Origin of the sequence: Prosthecobacter sp., assembly GCF_044222345.1 — a bacterium.
Lineage (GTDB): Bacteria > Verrucomicrobiota > Verrucomicrobiia > Verrucomicrobiales > Verrucomicrobiaceae > Prosthecobacter.
Map to the genome: position 1 here is coordinate 15,539 of NZ_JBGANL010000007.1, position 22,488 is coordinate 38,026.

Consider the following 22,488-nt stretch of genomic DNA (forward strand, 5'->3'; position numbering starts at 1 on the left):
CGCCAGCTTATGAGATCTGCCTTCATCGACAAGCTTATCAAACGCATGGACCGCCTGGAACCGGGCGAGATCCAGGGCATCGTGCTGGAGCTGGTGCGGGAGAAAAAATTTCAGGAGAAGGTGTTCGAGGCGCTGCAGGAGGGCGTCATCCTGCTGGATACCGAAAACAAGGTGACTTATGTGAACCGTGCGGCCTGTACTTTTTTTGGCATGGAGCAGGATCAGGTGGTGGGCCAGCGGCTGGCGCAGGGGGTGCGCGGCCTGGACTGGAATGAACTGCTGAAGCCGGGCACGGTGGTGAGCCGGGACCTGGAGGTGTTTTACCCGGAGAACCGCTACCTCAATTTCTACATCACCAGCATCGACGATGACAGCCCCATGGGTTTTGTGATGCTGATCCGGGATGTGACCGAGACACGCAAGCGCACAGAGGAGCAGCTGGAAAGCGAGCGGTTGAATGCGTTTACGCTGCTGGCTGCCGGGGTGGCGCATGAACTGGGGAATCCGCTGAATTCGCTGACGATCCACCTGCAACTGCTGGAGCGACGCCTCAAGAAGATGGGGGCGAAGGGGGAAAGCCTGCGCGAGCACCTGGACGTGGCCACCGGAGAGATCAAGCGGCTGGATTTCATCATCGGGCAGTTTTTGGCGGCGATCCGACCGTCGAAGCCACAGCTGCAGAGGGTGCAGTTGCGCGAGCTGCTGGATGAGTGCGTGCGGTTCCTCCAGCCTGAGATCGAGGCCTGCAAGGTGAAGCTGAAGCTGGACTTGCGCTCTGATTTGCCCGCCATGCCGCTGGATGCGGGGCAGATGAAGCAGGCGGTTTACAATCTCATCCGTAATGCATGCCAGGCCATGCCGAATGGCGGGACGCTGACGATCAACGGCACCTTCACGGACTTCGAGGTGCGGCTGAGCTTTGAGGATACGGGGAAGGGGATCAATGCGGAACAGATGGGGAAGCTTTTCCAGCCTTTTTCCACGACCCGGACCACGGGTACGGGACTGGGGCTGCTGATTGTGCGGCGCATCATCCGTGAGCATGGCGGGGAGATCGACATCGAAAGCCGGGAGGGGCTGGGCACCCGGGTGAGTCTGTGGCTGCCGCTGGTGGAGAAGAGCGTACGGATGCTGGAGGCTGGACGGGATACGGGGGGCAAAAGCCGAGACCTAGGCTAGGGTGGAGTGTGGGCTGGCTACGCGGATGGCCTACTGATTCTCAATATTACATAAAAGATTATAATTATCGTCTCAGATCAATCCGATGCATTACGGAGGTTGACCATGTGGCAAAATTCGGCCAGCATTTGCCCCCATGTCTGACTCAACCAATCCGAAACCCGCCCGCAAACTGAACCCAGCCCTGAGCAAACCCGTCCAACCGGATGAGATTCTCGCGAAGGTGATCGGCTCCGCCCCGCTGTCCCGTGGCGAAATGACCAAGAAGCTGTGGGAATACATCAAGAAGAACGGTCTGCAGGACCAGGCCAAGAAGACCAACATCAATGCTGATGAGGCGCTGAAGGCCGTCTTTGGTGGCAAGAGCCAGGTGACGATGTTTGAGATGACGAAGCTCGTCTCGGCTCACGTCAAGTAAGCCCGGCATCCGCAGTTCCCTGAGATTCGGGGAAACCGCTGCGAAAGGCACCCTTTCCAAAACCCGCAGATCAAGCTGATCTGCGGGTTTTTTGCGTCTGGGGGCGGGAGGGACGGGAAGGACAAAGGGGGCGCTGACTGAGGGCTGTGGTTGATCTTCTTTCGGCTACTCATGGTTGAATCAAATCTCCCTTGCATCGGCGGGTCTTCGGCGTCATCTCAGGGGAACCTGCTCGTCACCACCACACCTTGGCAACCACCGACTCTTCACGCACCCTCGTAGCCATTCCTGCCCGCTGGGGTTCCACCCGCTTCCCAGGCAAACCGCTCCACCTCATCGCCGGCAAACCGCTGGTGCAGCATGTGTGGGAGCGCTGCCAGGAGTGTCGGCAGATCGACGACGTGATCATCGCCACGGATGACGCGCGGATAGCGGAGGCTGCGGCAGGATTTGGGGCGAAATTTGTCCTGACTGCCCCGGAGCATCCGAGCGGGACGGACCGGATCGCCGAGGCGGCGAATTCGTTTCCTGAGCACCAAGTTATCATCAATGTGCAGGGGGATGAGCCGCTGATCTCACCGGCGCTGATTGATGAGCTGGCGCGGACGCTGAGGGATGACCCGGGGGTGAAGATGATCACTGCTGCCGCGCCGATCCAGGATGCGGCGCAGATCAGTGATCCGAATGTGGTCAAAGTGATCTTCGATACGCAGGGGGATGCGCTGTATTTTTCGCGCTCGCCGCTGCCTTACCTGCGCAATCCGGAGGCCTGGCCGCGCAGCTACAGGCATCTGGGCATCTATGGCTTTCAGCGCAGCTTCCTGTTTCAGTTTGTGGCCTGGCCGCCATCGCGGTTGGAGCAGACGGAGTCTTTGGAGCAGCTTCGAGCCCTGGAAAACGGGTCCCGAATTCGCGTGGTGCTGACGGACGAGCTCTCGCCCGGCGTGGATACGCCGGAGCAGGCTGACGCGATTGAAAAGCATCTTCAAAAACAATCTTCTTGAACTGCGCCCCGACAACCTCCAACCGAAGAGAATCCATGAAATACATTTTTGTCACAGGCGGCGTCGTTAGTTCACTCGGCAAGGGGCTTGCCGCCTCCTCTCTGGGCACGTTGCTCGAACTCCGTGGCCTGCGGGTCATCATGCAGAAATTTGACCCGTACCTCAATATTGACCCCGGTACGATGAACCCGTACGAGCATGGTGAGGTGTATGTGCTGGATGACGGTGCGGAGACTGACTTGGATCTGGGCCACTACGAGCGTTTCACCCACACGAATCTTTCCAAGCTGAACAACCTCACCTCCGGGCAGGTGTACCAGAACGTGCTGGACAAGGAGCGCGCCGGGAAATACCAGGGGCGCACGGTGCAGGTGATCCCACACGTCACCAATGAGATCAAGGCGCGCATGCACGAGGTTGCGGAGAAGATGGGCGGAGACGTCATCATCACTGAAATCGGCGGCACTGTGGGTGACATTGAGGGGCTGCCCTTCCTGGAGGCCATCCGTCAGTTCGGTCATGAGGTCGGTCCAGGCAATGTGCTCTACATTCACGCCACGCTGGTGCCCTATATCAAGGCGGCGCAGGAACTGAAGACGAAGCCCACGCAGCAGAGCATCGCGAAGCTGCGCGAAATTGGTATCGCACCGCACATCATTCTCTGCCGTACCGAGCATCCGCTGGATCTCGATGTGCGTGAAAAAATCTCTCTATTTGGCAATGTGCCCATCGAGTCGGTCGTGGAAGTGCGTGATGTGAAGCACACGATCTATGAGGTGCCTTTGAAGCTGCATGAAGAGCGGCTGGACGACAATGTCTGCCGCCTGCTCAACCTCACCACGCCGCAGCCGGATCTGACCCGCTGGCGCAACTTTGTGCAGCGCGTCATCCACCCCACGCACCACGTGCGCATCGGGGTGGTTGGCAAATACATCGAGCTGCAGGACGCGTACAAGAGCATCTATGAATCTCTCACGCACGCCGGTGCCTCCCATGACTGCAAGGTGGAAATCATCCGCGTCGATGCCGAGAGCATCGAAAAAGCTGGTCCTGAGCTCTATCTCACGGGCTTGCAGGGCATCCTCATCCCCGGTGGCTTTGGTGACCGTGGCACGGAAGGGAAGGTGACTGCTGCGCGCTATGCCCGTGAAAAGGGCATTCCGTATTTTGGCATCTGCCTCGGCATGCAGATCGCCGTCATCGAGTTTGCGCGCAATGTGTGCGGCTTGAAGGGCGCGACCAGCACTGAGTTTGACAAGAGCACGGCGCATCCGGTGATCAGCCTGATGGAGGAGCAGAAGAAGGTGAAGCAGCTCGGCGGCACCATGCGCCTCGGCTCCTGGGTCACTGATCTGGTTCCTGGCAGCAAGGCCTTTGATCTTTATCGAAGCGCCACGATCACGGAGCGTCATCGCCACCGCTTTGAGTTCAATTCCGACTACAAGGAGCTCATGGAGCAGAAGGGCATGCTCATCTCCGGGACTTCACCGAAGGGTGATCTGGCTGAAATCATTGAGCTGCCATCGCATCCCTACTTTGTGGGCTGCCAGTTCCATCCCGAGTTCCTCTCCAAGCCGAACAATCCGCATCCGCTTTTCTTTGGCTTCGTCAAAGCCGCGATGCAGCACCATGCGGTGGCGGATCCGGTGTGCTGAGAGGAGGCTGCTTGAACTCCGGTTTTGGCGCCTTTCGTGGGTGGCTCAAGCTGAGGAAAAGCATCAAAGAGGTCGATTGACCAACCCATGGGGAGTCTTGTAGTCTGGCGCTACCTCGAAATTTTGCGCCTGCTGAGCAAGCTGCGCAGCCGCGATTGAACATCCTTCCGATTTTGAACTCCAACCTGCTCCCTGCCATGAAAACATCTCTCTTCTTCAGCCTTCTGCTGGCCAGTGCTTCACTGAGCCAGGCCAATCCTGAAATTGCCACGATCATCGATCAGGAATACGGGGCCGCGACCTCCGAAGGCGTGGTGCTGCTGCAATCACCTGCGAGTGCCGCCGATCCTACGCAGTGGTCCGTCTATGCGCGGGATCCATTCCGTCAGGGGGAACTCGTGCGTGCCATCCTTACTGCTGGAAAAAGCGGCTGGGCACCCAAGACTGCCGGTGGTGGCACCAAGCTGCTCACGCGCGTGCCACCGCAGGTCATTGCCTTCAACCGGATCAGATTCCGTTCATCCGACGCACTCAAAATCGCGCAGCAGAATGCGATGCTGGCCAAGACCAACTTCGTCGCAGCGTCCTATCAGCTTGCCGCCAATGCCACCACCGGGGCACCTGAGTGGGGGCTGGCGCTGAATGGCACGGATGGCAATGAAGTGGGTTTCATCGTCATCTCCGCCGAGACTGGCGCGGTGATTCATCAGCAGTGGGACAACGGTCTTGCCAGCAATGTGCCTGGCGCGCCGGTTTCCTCTCCTGAGCCCGGTTCCAAAGGTGAACGTGCCGCCGACAATGTGAGGCGTGCCGCGCGCAATGCGTGGGAATGGACGGGAGATACGGGCCTCGAAGTGGGGCACTTCTTCAAGCGGCTGTTTAAGAGCGGGAATTGAGGATGGTCGTGATGCGGGCGCGCTGGCCTGCAATGGTAGCGCCCCGCGTTCACCCATGGGGTTCATTTCACCAGCTTCATGAGCGCCTCATGAAGCTCTTTCTCACCGCGGCCGTCCGTCTGGATGTTAAAAACAGGCTCGGTGATGTCGGTTATAGCATTTTCCAAAACTGATTTCCGGAAAGCGAGCGTGGAGACGCTCGACGGCGGCTTGAGGACAAGCCGCCCTACCTCGCGCTGGGCGTTCGTATGCCCAGTGCTGGTAGTGCTGGCTGTCCTCAGCCAGCCGCCGTCGAAGACCAAGATCATCGATCAAGAAACTCTCACCGCGGCCGTCCGTCTGGATGTTAAAAACAGGCTCGGTGATGTCGGTCATAGCATTTTCAAAACTGATTTCCGGAAAGCGAGCGTGGAGACGCGCTCGGCGGCGGCTTGAGGACAAGCCGCCCTACCTCGCGCTGGGCGCTCGCATGCCCAGTGCTGGTAGGGTTGGCTGTCCTCAGCCAGCCGCCGTCGAAGCCCATGATCATCGATCAAGAAACAGCCTGCTAAACGAAAATGAGTTTTGCGAACCGCTATGTCATGAGCGGGGCCACGAGAGGTTTGTCCCCCAGCATGACGAGCACTTGATGGTGATGTGCCCGCCGGCTCATCGCTGTAAAGGCGGGCGCATCTTCATCCTGGAGAGTGATCTGGATCCCTGAGTATTCTTCCACTGCGGAAGTGAAGGGATTGGAGAGGGATCTCTTATAGCGCTGAATACTCTTCAACTGGCTGAGGATCAGATCAGGATCGGGGGAGATGTAACCCCGCTGCCGAGCACCCGGCAGATCCACTTCCTTCCAGCCCTCGATTTTGTCTTTGCTTAGGATGTGAAAATCAGAACAGCAGGCGTTTGGCCCGGCTTGTCAGGCGGCGCGGAATGGCTGCACAAAACGAAGGCTGCCAGCAGTCCGAGAAAGACGATGGCGTTTTTCATGGTGGATGCATTAGAGCATTTTAAATTATTTTATAGCCTAATGGGGCGGCGGCGGCGGACGCGGATTTGATGGGTGTGGCGGAGCGCCGCACAGGGGACTGTGCGGACCACTTTGCTGTCGCCCTCGCGATAGCTTTGGATTTTTCAACCCAGATGAGGCCACATTTTTATTTAAAATGCTCTAATGTAAGACGTTACGAGTTGTTTGCAAGCGCGTCGCGCATCGTGGGCCAGCCCCTTGCGGGCAAGAGTGCCCGCATCACTTTCTTATAGCTCCACGGCCTGGTTCATCACTGCGACTTTCACGCTGCTTTCTCCGTGCTTTGCATCCAGAGCGGCTTTGAGGGCGGTGGAGCGGTCGGGTTCGCCGTGGACGAGGAAGACGTTTTTCTTTGGACCTTGGACGCGGTCAAACCAGCCGAGGAGTTCGTCGTGGTCGGCGTGACCTGAGAAGGAGTCGAGGATTTCAATGCCGGCGTGGACTTCAAACTCGTCGCCGAGGATGTTTACGCGCTGGTGCCCTTCGCGGAGTTTCCAGCCGAGAGTGTTTTCTGCGCAGTAACCGACGAAGAGGATGATGTTGCGGTTGTTGCCGACGTTGTTGCGGAGGTGGTGGAGGATGCGGCCGGATTCGGCCATGCCAGAGGCGGAGATGATGATGGCGGCGCCTTTGAGTTTGTTGAGGTTTTTGGACTCATTGACATCACGCACGAGCTGCAGCCCCTCAAAGCCGAAAGGATCATTGCGCATGAAGGCGGCCTCATGAACCGTGGGTTTGAGTTCATCGACATGGAGGCGGAAGATCTCAGTGGCTTTTACTGCCAGCGGGCTGTCCACAAAGGTGGGGATGAGGGGGAAGCAGCCCTCGTGGCGCAACTGGTCCAGTGTGTAGAGGAGCTGCTGCGTGCGCTCGACCGCGAAGGCGGGGATGATGAGCTTGCCCTTTTGCTGCAGGATGCGGCGGATGATCCGGCAGATGTGTTCATTGGAATCCGAGGCCAGCTCATGGTGCCGTCCGCCATAGGTGCTCTCCATGATGATGTGATCCACTTTCTCGCAGGCTTCGGGATCTGCCAGCAGGTCATTGTTGGGGCGCCCGATGTCCCCGGAGAACAGCAGGCGGGATTTTTTGCCGGTCTCGCGGTCGTCGATGTCGAGGATGACCTGCGCGGAACCGAGGACATGACCGGCATCGATGAAGGTCATGGTGACGCCGTCGGCAATGATCATGGGGCGGTGATAGCCCACGGAAACAAACTGCCGCATGCACTGCTCTGCATCCTCCATGGTATAGCTGGCTTCCAGCAGCGGGAGGTTGTCGTTTTTGCGGTGGCGGTTGAGCCAGTTGATGTCGCTCTCGTGAATGTGTGCGGCGTCGGGCAGCATGATGCTGCAGAGGTCGCGCGTGGCGGGCGTGGCGAAGATGTTGCCGTTGAAGCCACGTTTGCAGAGATGGGGGAGGTTGCCGCTATGGTCGATGTGGGCGTGGGAAAGAACCACGACGTTGATCTGCTTGGGATCAAAGGGGAAGTCGCGATTGCGCTCAAAGGCCTCGCTGCGTCTGCCTTGGTACAGGCCGCAGTCCAGCAGGATGCGCTGGCCGTTGACAGTGATAAGATGCTTGGATCCGGTGGTGGTGCCGGCGGCACCGCAGAAAGTCAGTTTCATGGATGGTTGGAGTTTTTTGGGGTGCCCGAAGCACGTTGAATCAAAGAAGGCGTCGGAATGAATACAACACAGCGAAGTTATTCTGTTCTGCCATTGCAAAGCCATCTTTTTATTGTCCGGACTCGGTCCTCATGAATGAAACGAAGGGACTTATGGAAGAGCGGCCTTTTTAAACAGCCATTTGCAAAACCCCATTTCGGCAGGCAAATTTGAAGATGCCCGATGTCTCGCTGAGGGCGATGATGCCATAGGGCTGGTAGGAAGGCGATGGGGCGTCCTTGGAACTCTTGCTTTCTTCTGGCCGGCAAATTCGACGGTGACGTCTTATCCCGGGGAGGCTTTGCCCCTCACGGGAGCAGGGAGGTCGCGCTGCAGTGCCAAGTGATCGGCGAAGATGGAAGGCATCTGCACTGCTGCGTGCGTGGAGGTCAAAACAGAAAGGCAGGCGCAGAGAAGCCGCGGTTTCATGGTTGTGTGCGGATTCTGGCAGGCCTGGCAAATTGCGCCAGCAAAACGGTGCGATGAATTGCGTACTCATTTCCTGCTTGGCATTCACCAAGCCGTCCTTCATCGTCCCAATTTCCAATCATGCGCCTACTCCTCACTCTCGCTTTTCTCGTTCAATCCGCCACCGCCACCGCCGCCGAATGGACCATCTCCACCTTTGCCGGGAACGGTACCCAGGGGGGCAGCGGTGATGGCGGCCCTGCCACTGCGGCGCAGATCGACAACCCCTTCGGCGTCACACGTGGGCCGGATGGTGCTATCTGGTTCTGCGAATACACCGGCCAGCGCATCCGCCGAGTGGCTGCGGACGGCACTATCAGCACCATCGCGGGGACGGGGAAGAAGGGTTACAGCGGCGATGGTGGTCCTGCGCTGGAGGCGACCTTCAATCTGCCGCATGAAATCCGCTTTGATGCGAAGGGGGATCTGTATGTCGTCGACATGACGAATCATGTGGTGAGGAAGATCGACATGAAAACGAAGATCATCACCACCTTCGCAGGCACCGGCGTGGCAGGCTACAGCGGTGATGGAGGCCCGGCGGCCAAGGCGCAGTTCAAAAGCCCGCACAGCATTCAGTTTGGCCCTGATGGAAGCCTCTATGTGTGCGACATCGGAAACAACGTCATCCGCAGGATCGACATGAAAACCGGTGTGATCAGCGCCTTTGCCGGCACCGGCAAACCCGGTGCGACGCCGGATGGCGCACCCATCGAAGGCACGCCGCTGAAAGGGCCGCGCTCGCTGGATTTCGACAAGGCGGGCAATCTCTGGCTCGTCACCCGCGAGGGGAACCAGGTCTTCAAGTTTGACCTCAAGGCGGGCAAGATACATCACGTGGCGGGCACGGGGGCCAAAGGCTTCACTGGCAACGGCGGCCCGGCCAAGCTGGCGACGCTGAGTGGTCCGAAGGGGGTCTCCATCGACGCGGCAGGCAATGCCTGGCTGGCCGACACCGAAAGCCACAGCGTGCGGATGATTGATGCGAAGACGGGCAATCTCGAACTCATCGCGGGTACTGGTGAAAAGGGCGACGGCCCGGAAGGGAATCCGCTTCAGTGCAAAATGGCGCGCCTGCATGGCATCTTCTGCGATGCAGACGGCACCGTTTACATCGGCGACAGCGAAACGCACCGGGTGCGTCTGCTGAAGCAGAAGTGATACAACCGTTGAAAAGGTGGGCCGGCGGCTGTGGTGGAATGCGCCTGCCATCCATTGAGCCCTGCCCCTGACTTTCGACGTTTTAAGGACGGCGCAGCTTTTTGAGCGCCCGCGATGCTACAGACTCGAAACTTCGGCCCCGACACAGCGGGGCTCTACCAGTCCTGCTGCACGCGCGGCGCATTTTAGAGCATTTTAAATTATATTATAGCCTAATGGGGCGGCGGCGGTGACGCGGATTTGATGGGTGTGGCGGAGCGCCGCACAGGGGACTGTGCGGACCACTTTGCTGTCGCCCTCGCGATAGCTTTGGATTTTTCAACCCAGATGAGGCCACATTTTTATTTAAAATGCTCTAATTGCGCATGGTATCATACTGCTACGAGCGGTGAAAGGCAGAGATGGACAGATTTGCCTGGCGCAGGCGGCTGGCGATTTCCTGCGTCATTTCCTGCAGCAGCGTGATCTTCAGCGAGGGGTTGCGCTCGTTCAGGGCGTCAAACCACGTTTTGGTGATGACCACGCATTCGACGGGCTCCAAGGTCACGATGTCAGCGGAGCGCTCTGAGCCATCCAGGAAAGCCATCTCGCCCACGGTCATGCCGGCGGTGAGGACATCGATGCGTTTGCGCGTTTGTTGATCGGTATGGATCTGCACCTCTACGGTGCCGCCGACCAGTACCAACATCTCAGCGGCCATCTCGCCGGTACGGATGATCGTCTGATCGCCCGCATACTGACGCCGCTGGAGTTCTTTTTCGAGAAAGGCGATGTCCTCGTTGGTGCAGTGGCGGAAAAGGGAGCAGGATTTCAGCGACAGCGGTGCATGCGGACGCCATGAGACGCCTGAGACTTCGAGCAGCAGGGAGTCCTCACAGTGCTCCAAAGCGGCATCCATGGTGGCGAAGATGTCTGTTTCAGCGATGCCGACCGTGCGCAGCGAGGTCATGAGCCTGGCGGGCTGGCAGAAGATGACGCGCACACCGTGAGGGGCCAGGCGAGCGCCGAGGTTGGCCAGGAGGATCAGGCTCACGGAGTTGGCATTAACGACTGCACGCAGGTCGAAGATGATGTGCTTGCACTCTGCGGCCAGCGACGTGGCGTGGCGGATCACCGGCTCGATGGTGGTGAAGGTGAGGCCGCCCTGCAGTTCCATGACCTGGATCATGGAGCCGTTTACACGAAGGAGCTCACGCGCCTGCGGTGTCAGCCGACGGCGGGAGACCACCTCACCGCCATGATAGGCCAGGCGGATGGCGGACAGTGGAGTCGCTGTCGGATTGAGCATGTGCAGCGCCAGTTCGCGAGAGAGATCCATGCAGACTTTGATGCCGCGATCACTGTTGCCCTGCTTGTCCAAAGGAGGTGAGAAAATGCCGATGCCGAGCTGTCCGGGCAGCACGGCCAAGATGCCGCCGCCGACGCCGCTTTTGGCGGGCAGGCCCACGCGGTAGATCCATTCGCCGGACCAGTCGTACATGCCGCAGGTGGCCATGACGCCGAGCACGTTGTCCACGTACTCGGAGGGGATGACGCGTTTGCGCGTCAAAGGCTGGATGCCTTGGTTGGCGAGTGTGGCCCCCATCAGCGCGAGATCCCTGCAGGTGACCTCCACCGAGCATTGCTGGAAGTAGGTTTCCAAGGTTTCATCCGGGTCTTCATCGAGGATGCCGAAATTGCGCAGCAGCCAGCCGATGGCGCGGTTGCGGTGTCCGGTTTCACTCTCACTGCGATAGACTGACTGATTGATCTCCAGCGGCCTTCCGGCAAAGCTGCTGAGGTAATTCACGACGCGGTCGATGCGGCTCTGGCCGTCCTTTTTCAAGATCTGTCCGGCGGTGGCAATGGCGCCGGCATTGATCATGGGATTGAACGGTGCGCCGGTGCCTTCTTTGAGGCTGATGGCATTGAACGCTTCACCGGATGGCTCCACGCCGATGCGCGAGAGGACATGGCTTTCGCCGCGGTCCTCCAGCGCGAGGCCATAGACCAGGGCTTTGGAGATGGACTGGATGGTGAAGGAATGGCGGGTGTCTCCAACTTCATACACATGTCCGTCGCGGGTGGCGATGCAGATGCCAAACAAGCGTGGATCGGCCTTGGACAGTTCGGGGATATAGTCCGCCACATGGCCTTCCATGCTGGACGCGTAGCGGGAATACAATTGTTCGACGTACTCTTGGATGGGAGAGAGCATCCTTATTCTAAAGCATTCGCCATGCCGAGTGCGTAAAATTCCAGAAATGGGGATGCTGGCGGTGTGAATATCGTTTGGAAAAAAACGGCGCTTCAGCATGTATCTGTCTTCACCACCATGATCTCACTTCGCACCTGCCTCTTTGCCCTCGGTCTGCCATTCTTCGCCCATGCGGATCAAATCGTGTTCGTCGCTGGCGGCGGTGCGCAGGATGCAATGAACATCGCCGCCACGGATGCTGTGCTGAAGGAACCCTTTGGCACGGCTTTTGACTCCGGCGGGCACATGTGGATCGTCGAGATGGTGTCAGGCAACCGCCTGCTGCAGGTGGATGGCGGCGGCACCATCCAGCATGTGGCCGGACAACTGAAGCCCGGAGACAGTGGTGACGGCGGGCAGGCCATTCGTGCGCAGTTCAATGGTCCGCACAATCTGGCGGTGCTGCCCAATGACAATGTATTGATCGCTGACACGTGGAACGGGCGAGTGCGTGTGGTGGATGTGAAGGCAAGGATCGTTTCCACTCTCGAAGGGTGGCGCGCGCCTGCAGGCAAGGAAAAGGGCAACGGGCCCTACTGCATCACGTTGAATTTTGAGGGCACGAAGCTCTACATCGCTGATCTGCTGCGGGTGTATGAACTCGATCTGGCCACGCACCAGAGCAAGGTGATCGCGGGTAATGGCAAACGTGGCAGGCCGGAGGATGGCGCCGTGGCCATCGACGCCCCGCTCTCAGATCCACGTGCTGTGGCACCTGACCGGCAGGGGAATGTTTATATCCTGGAACGCGGCGGCAACGCGCTGCGCGTGGTCGATAAAACCGGCCACATCCGCACGGTGGTCAATGCCAGCGGCCAAAAAGGTGGGGAAGGGGATGGCGGCCCCGCTCTGGAAGCCACGATGAACGGTCCCAAGCACCTCTGCGTGGACAAGGATGACAGCGTCATCATCGCGGATGCCGAGGCGCATCTGGTGCGCCGGTTTGTTCCAACCACCGGCAAGATCGAGCGCATCGCTGGGACTGGCAAGCAGGGCAGCGCCGGCGTGGGTGGAGATCCCCGGCAGTGCCAGCTTTCACGCCCGCATGGCGTCACCATCAAGCCGGACACGGGAGAGCTTTACATCACGGACAGCTATAACAACCGTGTGTTGAAGATTGTGAAGCAGTAAGGGCGGGGCCGGAGTGACACGTTCAAGGTTTCAAGTTTTTACAGGCTGGCGCGGGCGGCTTGTGTGCTACTTGCGTGCTTTGGTGATGGGTTCCGGGCTGATTTTGAGGATCAGGGGGCGGTGATCGCTGGCTTTGTAAAAGTCGCGGTCGGCGTGCACAAAGGAGCTGCGGGTGTCGATGTGAGGGCGCAGGAGGCGGCTGGTGAAGCAGTAGTCGAGACGTGAATAGATGTCTGTGGCGTCCCAGAAATGGGTCCAGACCTCGCCGTTTTCATCGCGCAGGAGGATGTCCGTCAGGGATGTCTCAGCGGATCGCGGGCTGCCCATGATTTCCGAGAGAGATGGGTCGTTGCGATGGGCGTTGAAGTCGCCGTAGGCGAGGATGCTGGCGGCGGGTTCTTTGGCGAAGATGGAGTCGATGTGGAGACGCAGCAGGCGTGCTTCGTTGCGGCGCATCTCGGCCTGATCAGCCTCTGAAACGGTGCGCATGGACTTCAGATGCACGCCGAGCAGGTGCAGATCAAAGGTGGGAGTGAGGGCAATCGTGACATCGAGAATGCCGCGCTGAAAGGGCAGGGTCTGCGCACCGATTTGATACGTGAGCGTGGTCTGCGGGTTGCGCGTCTTGATGGGCAGGCGCGAGAGGAGGGCGAGACGGCGTGAGGGATCGCCTCCATGGGCAAGCTCGGTGTAGGGCAGATCCACGCCTGCTGCTTGCAGGCGCTGCTGCAACTCTGCCAGGTCATCGGCGGTGCCGATCTCACAAATGCCGAGGATGTCGGGGTGGATGGCGGCCAGCATTTTCACCACCTGGGCGCGCTCAGCTTCGGGCTTTGGGGTGGGAGGTTTGCCGACGGATCGCTCCATCGTGAGCCAGTTTTTCAGATTGTAGGAGCAGAACGTGAGTCGCTGCGGCTCGGCGGCGGAAAGAAGTGCCGCGAAAGCAAAAAAAACGGCGGGTCCCAGGACCCGCCGCGTGAAGTGAAGGAGTGGCTGCATGCCAGCGGATGGATTCGACTAGGAATCTTCGACGTTGGCGACGGGCTGACGCTTTTCCTGAGGAGGTGTGATTTTTGGGCGCTCAACCTCTTCCTGAGCGTTCTGGAGCTCCTGCTCGAACTCGGTGCGGGCCTTTTTGAACTCGCCCATGCTCTTGCCCAAGCTGCGGGCGAAGGTGGGAAGCTTTTTCGCGCCAAACAGGACGAGGATGAGGATGCCGATGATGATCATCTCAGGCGTGCCGAGAGGACCGATTGCAAGGATGGATGTGGGGTTCATGATGGTACTAGGTTTGCATTGTTCGTGGTGACGTGCAACGCGGACTTTGAAGTCGTTCCCAGTGGGGCCATTGTCCTTTGCGCGGAGTGAAAACGACCCGGCATGAATGCCGTGGTGCTGTCTTCCAGCTTATTTAACGCCGCATCCGGCTGGAGGTTAGCAAAAAACACCCAATTTAGATATTTTTGTTCGGCCCAGCTACCGGAGAGGTCCCGGACTTCGCCTGGTCCTGCGGTGGAACCAGAGTTTGGCGATTGCACAGGCTGTCTGTGCGCGTAGCAATGCGCTCACCATGATTCACAACGTTTTTTTCTGGCTCAAGCCTGATCTTTCTGAGGAACAACGCGCCACTTTCGAGGCGGAGCTGATGCACCTGCTCGAAATCGACTATCTCGTGCATGCCTTTGTGGGCAAGCCGGCGGATACGGAGAAGCGGCCTGTGACCGACCACTCCTTCAGCTATTCGCTGACGCTGCATTTCAAGGACCTGAAGGATCATGAATTCTACCAGAAGGAGTGCCCGAAGCACCTGCGCTTTGTGGCGGCGTGCAAGACGTTCTGGGAGCGGGTGGTGATTTACGACAGCGCACCTCTGCATTGATTGAGCGATTGCATTGATTTTTTTATTTCACAGCCATGTCCTATACTTTTCCGAAATCCGCCGAACTTTTCGCACGTGCGCAACACAGCATCGCTGGTGGCGTCAACAGTGGTATCCGCAAGATGGAGGTGCCGGTGCCGCTCTATTTTGACCACGGCAAGGGCTCGCGCCTGTTTGATGTGGATGGCAATGAGTACATTGATTTTCAGATCGGGCAGGGGGCGATCTTGTACGGGCATGCGCCGGAAGGGATGGCCAATGCCATCGGCACCCAGGCGCATAAAGGCACGCACTGGGCGGCGCAGAGCGAACTGGAGATCGAGGTGGCCGAGCGGCTGCAGAAGATGATCCCGGGAGCGGAGCGTGTGAGGTTTAACAACAGCGCCACCGAGGTGGTGCTTTCCGCGCTGAGACTGGCACGTGCTCATACCGGCAGGCCGATGATTTTGAAGTTTGAAGGGCACTACCACGGCTGGGGTGATGAAGGACTCGTGGGCTACGCACCACCTCCGGGACAGTGGGGCACGGAGGATGACCCCACCCGCCTGCATCCCAGCAAGGGGGTGATCCCGGAAGTGCTGAACACCTTTGTGGTGGCGCGATGGAATGATCCGGCGCATCTGCGTCAGCGGGTGGCGGAGCATCACGATCAGATCGCCGCGATCATCTTTGAGCCGGTGCTGTGCAACACGGGCTGCATGCCTGCGGTCGCTGGCATGTTCGAAACGATTCGTGAGTTGTGCGATGAGAATGGCATCGTCATGATCGCGGATGAAACGATCACGGGTTTCCGCTTTGGTGCGGGCTGCGCGCAGAAGTACTATGGATTCACGCCTGATCTGACGATTCTGGGCAAGGCCATCGGTGGCGGGGTGCCGTTTGCCGCGCTGGTGGGCAAGGAGAAGATGTTTGCCAAGATCATGAGCGGCGAAGTGGTGCATGCGGGCACTTTGAATGCGAACCCGCTCTGCCTTGCTGCTGCGAAGTGGTGCCTGGATGAGGTGATTGCACTCGGTGACAAGCATCCCGCGAATGTGATCGCACTCGGCGAGCAGTTGATGGCCGGCTTGAGCAGGCTGGCTGCGCAGCACGATATTCCGCTGCGGCCGCAGGGAGCGGGGCTGGTATTCCATGCCACGATGCTGAAGCCGGGTGCGCCGGAGGGGCAGATCACGAACTACCGCGACTACGCTCTGCGTCAGGATGCGCCGCGCTGGGCCCACCTGCGCCGCTGCCTGCTGGAGGAAGGCGTGCGTGCTATTGAGCGCGGGCTGTGGTTCATCAGTCTCGCGCACACGCAGGCGGACATTGATGAAGCCCTGCAACGTGCCGCGCCTGCCTTTGCCCGCCATGCGGCGGAGTGGAAAGCCCCATGCTGATCTCCGAGACTTTTTATTCTGTGCAGGGTGAGGGCTCGCTGGTGGGCGTGCCTTCGGTGTTTGTGCGGACTTCTGGCTGCAATCTGCGGTGCACGTGGTGTGATACGCCGTATGCCTCGTGGCAGCCGGAAGGCACTGAGATGAGCGTGGAGGAAATCGTTGCCGTGGTGCAGCGTGAGCCGACGCGCTTTGTCGTGGTCACCGGTGGTGAGCCGATGGTGGCGAAAGGGATGCCGGAACTGCTGGCGCAACTGCGGGAGGCGGGGAAGCATATCACGATTGAAACGGCAGGGACCATCGCTCCACAGGGCGTGGCCTGTGATCTGGCCTCCATCAGTCCGAAGCTGGCGCATTCCACACCGAGCGAGGCGAAGGCTGGCAAGGCCTGGGCGGAGAAGCATGAGCGACTGCGTCTGCAGCCTGAGGTGCTGCGGGCGTGGTGTGAGAACTATGAGTATCAGCTCAAGTTTGTCGTGGCGACCGAGGCGGACGTGGAAGAGGTGCAGGCGGTGGTGGCGTCCATCGGGGTGCCGGTGCCGCCGGAGAAGATTTTGCTGATGCCGGAGGGCATTACCCAGGAGGCGCTCAAGGCTCGACAGGCCTGGCTGGTGGAGGTGTGCAAGCGCACGGGCTGGCGCTACTCCCCGAGGCTGCACATTGATTTGTTTGGCAACAAACGCGGGACATGAAACGGCGGTCGTCGAGCGGGTCGCGATTTTTGTGGTGGCTGCTGTGGCTGTCTCTTGCGCTGCTGCAGGCATGGAATCATTACCGTGACAAACCGGTGTCAACCCAGGCGCCGGGGGTGGAGAGCCGGTTTGTGGCACTGGCCAATGCCCAGCTCGTCGAGGATGCAGGCAATGATGGCGACAGCTTCAAGATCACGCATGAGGGCGGCGAGCACGTGCTGAGATTGTATTTCGTCGATTGCCCGGAAAAGCGGTTGTATCCGCTGGTGAAAAACCGGCTGAAGGATCAGGCGGCTTATTTTGGGGGACTGAGCATTCCGCAGACGGAGCATCTGGGGCTGGAGGCGAAGGTCTTTACTGAGAAACTGCTGCATGAGCAGCGCTTCATCATTCAGACACGCTGGGAGCGCGTGTATGACAGCGCCCGCTCGTATGCGCTGGTGTTCTTTGATGACGGGGAGGAACTTTCAGAGAAACTGGTGAAGGCAGGACTGTGCCGGATTCACACGAAGGGCACGTGGATGCCGGATGGACGCCGTGAGTATGATTTTGAAAGCCATCTGCGTGCGCTGGAGCGCGAGGCGCAAGCCAAGAAACGCGGTGCGTGGGGGAAGCCGAAGCCGGTGGAGTGAGGGAGTGTGGCAGGCACAGGCGTCCCGATGCGGAAGGGCCGGGAGACGCTTCTGGAGGACGGGGCGCGTGAAGAAGGTGCTGGGTTTGCTTCCCCGGGCCGGCAGAACCCAGGGGGGCACTCGCTAAAGCTCGGCACCCCTGGGCTGAAAGACGGAAGGCCGTTGGTCTTCAAGGCAGGGCCATCAGTCTATGATGCAATCATGAATAAGATGGGCAGATTGCTTGGCGGTCTATGAGCGTGGGGAGATTTTGGATGGCTCGGTGCCGCTGACCGACGGACAAGAGTGTCCATCGTACTTCTACATCAGTCCTGCCAATAGCGGCACATCTGCTGGGGCGAGATTGTAGCTTTGCAACTGGGTGCGCTCCACCCATACCAAGGCGGTGTGTTCGTGTGGGTAAGGGGCAGGGCTTTCGGCAGTGAGTTCGCAGATGAAGGGGATGAGCTCGATGCTGCCCCAGTCGTAGGCGTGGACGAAGGGCGGGAGGGTTTGCGTGATGCGCACGGTGCAGCCGAGTTCCTCCTGAAGTTCACGGTGCAGGGCGGTCTCAGCGGATTCACCGGGTTCCACTTTGCCACCGGGGAATTCCCACAGTCCGCCGAGCTTTTTGTCGGGCGGGCGTTGGGCGAGCATGATGTGCTCACCACGCACGATGATGGCGCAGACGACTGGCACGGGGGGGGCTGGTTCCATGAGCGTGTTTCAGACCTTGGCGATGGTCAGCGCGGCCTTGGCGGTGCGCACGGCGGCATCGGGCATACTGATCTTGGCCATGCTGGCGCGCATGCGGCGGCCCACGGCGCTGTTGTTGGTGAGGATGCTTTCGACGGCGGCGGCGGTTTCCCGGGCGCTGTTGGTGACGATGCCGCCATCGTGCTTGGTGATCATTTCGGCATTGCCCTCTTCCTGGCCGGGCACCACGTAGTCGATGACGGCGGGGATTTTGGCGGCCATCACTTCGTGAAGGATGGCTCCTCCGGCCTTGCAGATGACGACGTCATGCGTGCGAAGGAATTCCGGGATGCGCTTGGTCCAGCCGATGATTTCGATGGTGTCTGGCGGCATGGAGTCCGTGAAGCGCCGCAGGACGTGGTAGAGGCGCTTGTCGTGCTTGCCCACGGGCAGGGTCATTTTCACGCCGCTGCGGAAGAGGGGTTTTAATGCTTCCAGAGTGGCTGCGACGCGCCGGCCCGTGGTGGAGGGCAGGTAAAGAATGCGGGCATGCGAAACCGGCGGCTGCTCGGGGAGTGGCTCCGTGAATGCGAGATCCACCGGGAAGCCGGTGACGCGGATCTTTGACTCAGGCACGCCGAAGCTGATGACCACTTTTTTGGTCTCGTCATCGGCCACGCAGAAGAGCTCGCTGCGAGACATAACCCAGACGCGATTCACGCTGATGGAGTCGGTGATGACGGTGCAGAGCGGCGGCACGGCCTGCTGTTTGGACAAGGACTCCAGCAGGATGGCGTACAGGGGATAGGTGCTGATGATCAGACGTGGCTGCTCCTGCTTGATGCGCGCTTTCAGAGCGTTCACCATGGCGGATTGCCAGAGGGCATCCGGCCCGGTGACTGAAGGGCGGCCCATGAGATCATAGGTCATGCGCCAGCCGGCCGGCCAGTGGGTGATGGCGAATTGGTACAGGCTTTTGCACACATCGGATATGAGGGGCTGGGCCTCGCTGATGAGATCGCTGGTCTCGATTTTCTCATCGGGGCATAGACGGGTCAGAGCCTCCGCCACAGAGCGTGCGGCGGTGTTATGCCCATCGCCAAAACCTGCGGTTAGGATCAAAATCACCGCGCATCGCTGGCTGATAAACGAGTGAAAACAAGCAAAAAGGGCGGGCAAACTCGCGGGTTGACATTATTTTGGATTTGTTAATAATCAGGATTTAACATGACCCGGCAACGTGCCAGAACCACGAGCCAGACGCTCGCAGCCACCGTGACCCTCGCAGTGGTGCTGATCATGCTCACGCCGCTGCGCCGCGGGGCCGTGGAAAATCAGTCGCGGCAGGCGGGATGGGCACCGCTGTTGAATCTGGGCGGCATGGCAGACAGCGAATCATTCCACCGTTTGCACACGTCTGCCGCTCACTTTGCGGCGAGCGAGAGGACTCTCTCCCGCCAACCTTCTTTGATTTCGGTGCCATGAGCGGGCGGTTCAAGCCTCCGGGGCAGTGTCCGGTGTGTGGTGAATGGGTGCCCAGAGGAGCCGCTGCTTGTGATGATTGCGGTGCCTGTGCGAAGTCTGGCTGGAGTGGCGACACGCATGCGGATGGCCTGGATCTGCCGGATGACGAGTTCGACTACGACGACTTCGTGGCGCGTGAGTTTGGCGGCAAGAAGTCCAAGCAACCGCTGGGCATGAACCTCTGGTGGTGGGTGGCGCTGGTGCTGTTGATCATTCTGATTGTCGGAGCGCTGATGCCTCTGTTTGGGTGAGAGGTTGGTGGCAACCTCGTTGCCTTCAGCTTAAGTCCATGGATGAAACTGAGCAGGTTTGCAGCGTTTTGATAAAAACCATTGCCGTTCAGCAGGCTTTTATCTGCTCGCACATCAGGGGCTTCGAAGGCGGCTGGTTGAGGACAACCAGCCCTACCAGCGCTGGAAATGCAAACACCGAGGGACTCACGCGCGCGTTGCGGAAAACTAGTTTTTGAAATGTTATCAACTATTGAGATGCTGCGGCCATATCCTTGCCATTGAGCACGGCCAGAAGCGTGAGATCGACGAGCAATTTTTGCACATTGCAGCTCGATGCCGCAAAGCTCTTCTGGAGATCTTCAAGCGTCTGTGGGCCATAGGCGAGCGGCTGCTGCTTGACGAAATGATTGAAGAGCTGGCGGATGAAGGCGCGGTGGCCGTAGGGGCTGGTGGCGACGTAGTTCACGATGTCGCGCGGGCCGCTCAGGTGCACGACCTTGCCTTCGTCATCGGCAAATTCGCCGGCGGCATTCACAGGCTTGTTGTTGTCCTGCGTGCGCCAGCGACCGATGGCGTCGAAGTTTTCCAGGCTGAAGCCGAGGGGGTTGATGGTGGAGTGGCAGGACATGCAGGTCTTGTTGCGCGTCAGTTCGGTGATCTTCTCACGCATGGTCAGCTTGGGATTGAAGTGGCTCTCATCAAAGGTGACGGCCATGGGCGGGGGACGCAGCGAGAGACCGACGATGTTGCGCGTGAGGAAGACGCCGCGATGGATGGGCGAGGTGGCGCGGCTGGAGGCCAGTGAGGAGAGCAAATACGGATGGGTGACCACACCGGCGCGCTGCTTCGGATCAAAGGCCACCTGCTGGAAGTCGCCGCCCTTTACAGGAGTGCCGTAGAATTTGCCGAGGCGGTCGTTGAGCAGCAGGTAATCAGCCTGCAGGAGCTGGCGGTAGTCGGACTGGGGGCTCCAGACGACCTGGTCGAGGAATTCGAAGAGTGATTCACGCAGGTCTGCCAGCACGCTGTCATCAAAGCCGGGGAAGATCTTCAAGTCCTTGGCATTGCCCTCGGCGCGTTCGAGCTCCAGCCAGTGGTGGAAGAAGCCGTGCAACTTTGCCTTCGTGCGCGGGTCCGGCAGCATGCGCTGTGCCTCAGCGCGGATCTGCTCGGGCGTGTGAAGTTTGCCAGACGTGGCGGCCTGCATGAGCTTCCGGTCAGGGATGGAGTCCCACAGAGTCAGGGCGAGACGTGAGGCAAAGGCGAAGTCGTCGGGCTTTTCGCTTTCGCGCAGTTCGGGGTAGAGAAACTGCGGGGATTTCAGAGTGAATAGCACCACGCGCTTCACGGCCTGCTCCGGGCTCTTGGCGGAGGAGAAAATCTTTTCCACGTGGAGCTGCTTTTGCTCATCTGTGAGCGGGCGGCAGAAGGCGGCCTCGACGAAGGTGAAGGCGAACTTCTTGAGTTTCTCCAAGCGGTCTGGCGCGTCAGCTTTGGTGCCGGCGAGTTCGTTTATATTCTCCTCAACGTGCTCGGCGGTGGAGATGGCGGCCTCGGTGGCGGATTGATCCCAGCCTTTGGAAATGGAGGTGCCGCGCTCATAACCCACGCTGCGGTCATCAGCGGGAAAGTTGGTACGCACGATCATGAGTTCACGCGGGCGGTCAGTGCGCAGCGCGTGCTGGGGGATGATCTCGGTCACGCCATGGGGCGGCTTCCACAGGAGTTCGATGGAGGCGGACTGCTCCTTGAATTTGAAATGGTCCAGCCGCAGCCGGTAGGCGCGCCCGCCGACGAGGAAGATGCTTTTCTTTTCTTCGCGCACGGTGGGGCCCGCGCTCACCCAGGCATCGATGAGGGCATCGTTTTCAGTGGTGTCATTGATCCAGAGACGTGCGCCGTTTTCGGTCTTGAGGATGAATTCGTAGACGCCGGTTTCTTCGGCAACCACGCTGCCTTCCCAGGAGTCCTGAAACTGCTCGGCTTCCATCTTCGCATTGTCGGGACTGCCTGCGCCAAAGTGAAACGCCACCTGCGGATCGACACGCTCAAACTTGTAGTTTGGGCGCTTGGCTTTGATGCCGTCTTTCGGCGTGGTGTCCACCGCCTTCTCGCCGGGCTTTGGCAGTTCGACGCCGCGATAACTGGCTTTCAGCCCTGCCTCGGGATTGACGGGGCGGTCAAAACCCGGGCCCATGCGGAAACGCCCGATGAGGTCCATCACAGAAGCGCGATACTGAGAGATAGTCAGGCGGCTCAGGTCCTGATCTGGCGGATGGCTGCGCGCCTGAGCGGCGGCGGAGTAAAAGGCATCGTAGATGTAGGCGGCCACCTGTTTGGCATCTTCACCCACGCAGGTGCCTTCTTTGTCCTCCGGCATGGTGCGTTCGATTTTGCGCGTCAGAGCATCCAGTGTGAGATCGCCGGTAAGAGGATCATCAAACTTGTCCTTCACACCCTGGCCTTTGGCGCCGTGGCACTCCTGGCACATCTTTTGGTAAATGACGGCACCGGGATGCTCGGCGGCAGAAGCGTACGCCGTCAGCAGGCCAAGCGTGAGCCAGGCAAATCGAGAATGGGGGGATGTTTGGGCCATGAAAGGGGGTGAAACTTGGCTAAGAGAATAATCCCTTCATCGCAACCC

21 protein-coding genes are annotated in these 22,488 nt (G+C 59.4%); 14 read left to right on the top strand and 7 right to left on the bottom strand.

Annotated features, from left to right (window positions below; all coding sequences use genetic code 11):
• Positions 1-9 precede the first annotated feature (9 nt).
• The 6 genes from ACILSL_RS05925 to ACILSL_RS05950 all read left to right on the top strand — a co-directional run bounded on the left by ACILSL_RS05925 (position 10) and on the right by ACILSL_RS05950 (position 5,587).
• Positions 10-1,179 (top strand): nitrogen regulation protein NR(II), encoded by a 1,170-nt coding sequence (locus ACILSL_RS05925; protein WP_395731076.1) that lies wholly within the window; start codon positions 10-12, stop codon positions 1,177-1,179.
• A 136-nt stretch (positions 1,180-1,315) separates the two neighbouring features.
• Positions 1,316-1,597: an SWIB/MDM2 domain-containing protein gene (locus ACILSL_RS05930; protein WP_395731077.1), complete on the top strand. Its 282-nt coding sequence runs from the start codon at positions 1,316-1,318 to the stop codon at positions 1,595-1,597.
• 248 nt (positions 1,598-1,845) lie between these two features.
• The gene (kdsB, locus tag ACILSL_RS05935) at positions 1,846-2,601 is read left to right on the top strand and encodes a 3-deoxy-manno-octulosonate cytidylyltransferase (protein ID WP_395731078.1); all 756 of its coding nucleotides are present in this window, start codon (positions 1,846-1,848) and stop codon (positions 2,599-2,601) included.
• Positions 2,602-2,636: 35 nt separating this feature from the next.
• Positions 2,637-4,256, top strand: a complete 1,620-nt coding sequence (locus ACILSL_RS05940) for a CTP synthase (protein WP_395731079.1) — start codon at positions 2,637-2,639, stop codon at positions 4,254-4,256.
• A gap of 197 nt (positions 4,257-4,453) precedes the next feature.
• Positions 4,454-5,152 carry a hypothetical protein gene (locus tag ACILSL_RS05945; RefSeq protein WP_395731080.1) on the top strand — a complete coding sequence of 233 codons (699 nt, stop codon included), beginning with the start codon at positions 4,454-4,456 and terminating at the stop codon, positions 5,150-5,152.
• 123 nt (positions 5,153-5,275) lie between these two features.
• Positions 5,276-5,587, top strand: coding sequence for a hypothetical protein (locus tag ACILSL_RS05950; RefSeq protein ID WP_395731081.1), 312 nt, complete (start codon positions 5,276-5,278; stop codon positions 5,585-5,587).
• A gap of 810 nt (positions 5,588-6,397) precedes the next feature.
• On the opposite strand, the gene ACILSL_RS05955 is transcribed toward ACILSL_RS05950, so the two are convergent.
• Positions 6,398-7,798: an MBL fold metallo-hydrolase RNA specificity domain-containing protein gene (locus tag ACILSL_RS05955; RefSeq protein ID WP_395731082.1), complete on the bottom strand. Its 1,401-nt coding sequence runs from the start codon at positions 7,796-7,798 to the stop codon at positions 6,398-6,400.
• Positions 7,799-8,386: 588 nt separating this feature from the next.
• Here ACILSL_RS05955 and ACILSL_RS05960 point away from each other — a divergent pair.
• The gene (locus ACILSL_RS05960; RefSeq protein WP_395731083.1) at positions 8,387-9,466 is read left to right on the top strand and encodes a hypothetical protein; all 1,080 of its coding nucleotides are present in this window, start codon (positions 8,387-8,389) and stop codon (positions 9,464-9,466) included.
• A 379-nt stretch (positions 9,467-9,845) separates the two neighbouring features.
• Here the strand turns inward: ACILSL_RS05960 and glsA are convergent, their stop codons facing one another.
• Positions 9,846-11,663 carry a glutaminase A gene (gene glsA / locus ACILSL_RS05965; RefSeq protein WP_395731084.1) on the bottom strand — a complete coding sequence of 606 codons (1,818 nt, stop codon included), beginning with the start codon at positions 11,661-11,663 and terminating at the stop codon, positions 9,846-9,848.
• Between the two features lie 117 nt (positions 11,664-11,780).
• On the opposite strand from glsA, the gene ACILSL_RS05970 reads away from it, so the two are divergent.
• Positions 11,781-12,833, top strand: a complete 1,053-nt coding sequence (locus ACILSL_RS05970; protein WP_395731085.1) for a hypothetical protein — start codon at positions 11,781-11,783, stop codon at positions 12,831-12,833.
• 66 nt (positions 12,834-12,899) lie between these two features.
• On the opposite strand, the gene ACILSL_RS05975 is transcribed toward ACILSL_RS05970, so the two are convergent.
• Both ACILSL_RS05975 and ACILSL_RS05980 read right to left on the bottom strand, forming a co-directional pair.
• The gene (locus tag ACILSL_RS05975; protein ID WP_395731086.1) at positions 12,900-13,832 is read right to left on the bottom strand and encodes an endonuclease/exonuclease/phosphatase family protein; all 933 of its coding nucleotides are present in this window, start codon (positions 13,830-13,832) and stop codon (positions 12,900-12,902) included.
• 18 nt (positions 13,833-13,850) lie between these two features.
• The gene (locus tag ACILSL_RS05980; RefSeq protein WP_395731087.1) at positions 13,851-14,111 is read right to left on the bottom strand and encodes a twin-arginine translocase TatA/TatE family subunit; all 261 of its coding nucleotides are present in this window, start codon (positions 14,109-14,111) and stop codon (positions 13,851-13,853) included.
• Positions 14,112-14,403: 292 nt separating this feature from the next.
• Between ACILSL_RS05980 and ACILSL_RS05985 the strand changes: the two genes are divergently transcribed.
• The 4 genes from ACILSL_RS05985 to ACILSL_RS06000 are packed head-to-tail and all read left to right on the top strand — an operon-like array spanning position 14,404 to position 17,412.
• A complete protein-coding gene (locus tag ACILSL_RS05985; protein ID WP_395731088.1) occupies positions 14,404-14,712 on the top strand; it encodes a Dabb family protein in 309 nt (102 codons plus the stop codon).
• A 35-nt stretch (positions 14,713-14,747) separates the two neighbouring features.
• Complete coding sequence (locus ACILSL_RS05990; protein ID WP_395731089.1) at positions 14,748-16,091, top strand: aspartate aminotransferase family protein; 1,344 nt, start codon at positions 14,748-14,750, stop codon at positions 16,089-16,091.
• Positions 16,085-16,780 carry a 7-carboxy-7-deazaguanine synthase QueE gene (locus tag ACILSL_RS05995; protein ID WP_395731090.1) on the top strand — a complete coding sequence of 232 codons (696 nt, stop codon included), beginning with the start codon at positions 16,085-16,087 and terminating at the stop codon, positions 16,778-16,780. Before ACILSL_RS05990 ends, ACILSL_RS05995 begins: the two co-directional genes overlap by 7 nt.
• On the top strand, positions 16,777-17,412 hold the full coding sequence (locus ACILSL_RS06000; RefSeq protein WP_395731091.1) for a thermonuclease family protein: 636 nt from the start codon (positions 16,777-16,779) through the stop codon (positions 17,410-17,412). The genes ACILSL_RS05995 and ACILSL_RS06000 overlap by 4 nt, the downstream gene beginning before the upstream one ends.
• 300 nt (positions 17,413-17,712) lie before the next feature.
• On the opposite strand, the gene ACILSL_RS06005 is transcribed toward ACILSL_RS06000, so the two are convergent.
• Entirely contained in the window at positions 17,713-18,108 is a 396-nt protein-coding gene (locus ACILSL_RS06005; RefSeq protein ID WP_395731092.1) for a (deoxy)nucleoside triphosphate pyrophosphohydrolase, read from the bottom strand.
• Positions 18,109-18,117: 9 nt separating this feature from the next.
• A complete protein-coding gene (locus tag ACILSL_RS06010) occupies positions 18,118-19,215 on the bottom strand; it encodes an MGDG synthase family glycosyltransferase (RefSeq protein WP_395731093.1) in 1,098 nt (365 codons plus the stop codon).
• Between the two features lie 99 nt (positions 19,216-19,314).
• Here ACILSL_RS06010 and ACILSL_RS06015 point away from each other — a divergent pair, with 99 nt between their 5' ends.
• Complete coding sequence (locus ACILSL_RS06015) at positions 19,315-19,572, top strand: hypothetical protein (RefSeq protein ID WP_395731094.1); 258 nt, start codon at positions 19,315-19,317, stop codon at positions 19,570-19,572.
• Complete coding sequence (locus ACILSL_RS06020) at positions 19,569-19,862, top strand: hypothetical protein (RefSeq protein WP_395731095.1); 294 nt, start codon at positions 19,569-19,571, stop codon at positions 19,860-19,862. Before ACILSL_RS06015 ends, ACILSL_RS06020 begins: the two co-directional genes overlap by 4 nt.
• A 229-nt stretch (positions 19,863-20,091) precedes the next feature.
• Here the strand turns inward: ACILSL_RS06020 and ACILSL_RS06025 are convergent, their stop codons facing one another.
• Positions 20,092-22,440, bottom strand: a complete 2,349-nt coding sequence (locus ACILSL_RS06025) for a DUF1592 domain-containing protein (protein WP_395731096.1) — start codon at positions 22,438-22,440, stop codon at positions 20,092-20,094.
• Positions 22,441-22,488 lie beyond the last annotated feature (48 nt).

Excerpts from the sequence above, each read along its gene's own strand:
- ACILSL_RS05925 (WP_395731076.1), top strand. The coding sequence starts at position 10 with ATGAGATCTGCCTTCATCGACAAGCTTATCAAACGCATGGACCGCCTG.
- ACILSL_RS05930 (WP_395731077.1), top strand. The coding sequence starts at position 1,316 with ATGTCTGACTCAACCAATCCGAAACCCGCCCGCAAACTGAACCCAGCC.
- ACILSL_RS05940 (WP_395731079.1), top strand. The coding sequence starts at position 2,637 with ATGAAATACATTTTTGTCACAGGCGGCGTCGTTAGTTCACTCGGCAAG.
- ACILSL_RS05945 (WP_395731080.1), top strand. The coding sequence starts at position 4,454 with ATGAAAACATCTCTCTTCTTCAGCCTTCTGCTGGCCAGTGCTTCACTG.
- ACILSL_RS05950 (WP_395731081.1), top strand. The coding sequence starts at position 5,276 with ATGTTAAAAACAGGCTCGGTGATGTCGGTTATAGCATTTTCCAAAACT.
- ACILSL_RS05955 (WP_395731082.1), bottom strand. The coding sequence starts at position 7,798 with ATGAAACTGACTTTCTGCGGTGCCGCCGGCACCACCACCGGATCCAAG.
- ACILSL_RS05960 (WP_395731083.1), top strand. The coding sequence starts at position 8,387 with ATGCGCCTACTCCTCACTCTCGCTTTTCTCGTTCAATCCGCCACCGCC.
- glsA (WP_395731084.1), bottom strand. The coding sequence starts at position 11,663 with ATGCTCTCTCCCATCCAAGAGTACGTCGAACAATTGTATTCCCGCTAC.
- ACILSL_RS05970 (WP_395731085.1), top strand. The coding sequence starts at position 11,781 with ATGATCTCACTTCGCACCTGCCTCTTTGCCCTCGGTCTGCCATTCTTC.
- ACILSL_RS05975 (WP_395731086.1), bottom strand. The coding sequence starts at position 13,832 with ATGCAGCCACTCCTTCACTTCACGCGGCGGGTCCTGGGACCCGCCGTT.
- ACILSL_RS05980 (WP_395731087.1), bottom strand. The coding sequence starts at position 14,111 with ATGAACCCCACATCCATCCTTGCAATCGGTCCTCTCGGCACGCCTGAG.
- ACILSL_RS05985 (WP_395731088.1), top strand. The coding sequence starts at position 14,404 with ATGATTCACAACGTTTTTTTCTGGCTCAAGCCTGATCTTTCTGAGGAA.
- ACILSL_RS05990 (WP_395731089.1), top strand. The coding sequence starts at position 14,748 with ATGTCCTATACTTTTCCGAAATCCGCCGAACTTTTCGCACGTGCGCAA.
- ACILSL_RS05995 (WP_395731090.1), top strand. The coding sequence starts at position 16,085 with ATGCTGATCTCCGAGACTTTTTATTCTGTGCAGGGTGAGGGCTCGCTG.
- ACILSL_RS06000 (WP_395731091.1), top strand. The coding sequence starts at position 16,777 with ATGAAACGGCGGTCGTCGAGCGGGTCGCGATTTTTGTGGTGGCTGCTG.
- ACILSL_RS06005 (WP_395731092.1), bottom strand. The coding sequence starts at position 18,108 with ATGGAACCAGCCCCCCCCGTGCCAGTCGTCTGCGCCATCATCGTGCGT.
- ACILSL_RS06015 (WP_395731094.1), top strand. The coding sequence starts at position 19,315 with ATGACCCGGCAACGTGCCAGAACCACGAGCCAGACGCTCGCAGCCACC.
- ACILSL_RS06020 (WP_395731095.1), top strand. The coding sequence starts at position 19,569 with ATGAGCGGGCGGTTCAAGCCTCCGGGGCAGTGTCCGGTGTGTGGTGAA.
- ACILSL_RS06025 (WP_395731096.1), bottom strand. The coding sequence starts at position 22,440 with ATGGCCCAAACATCCCCCCATTCTCGATTTGCCTGGCTCACGCTTGGC.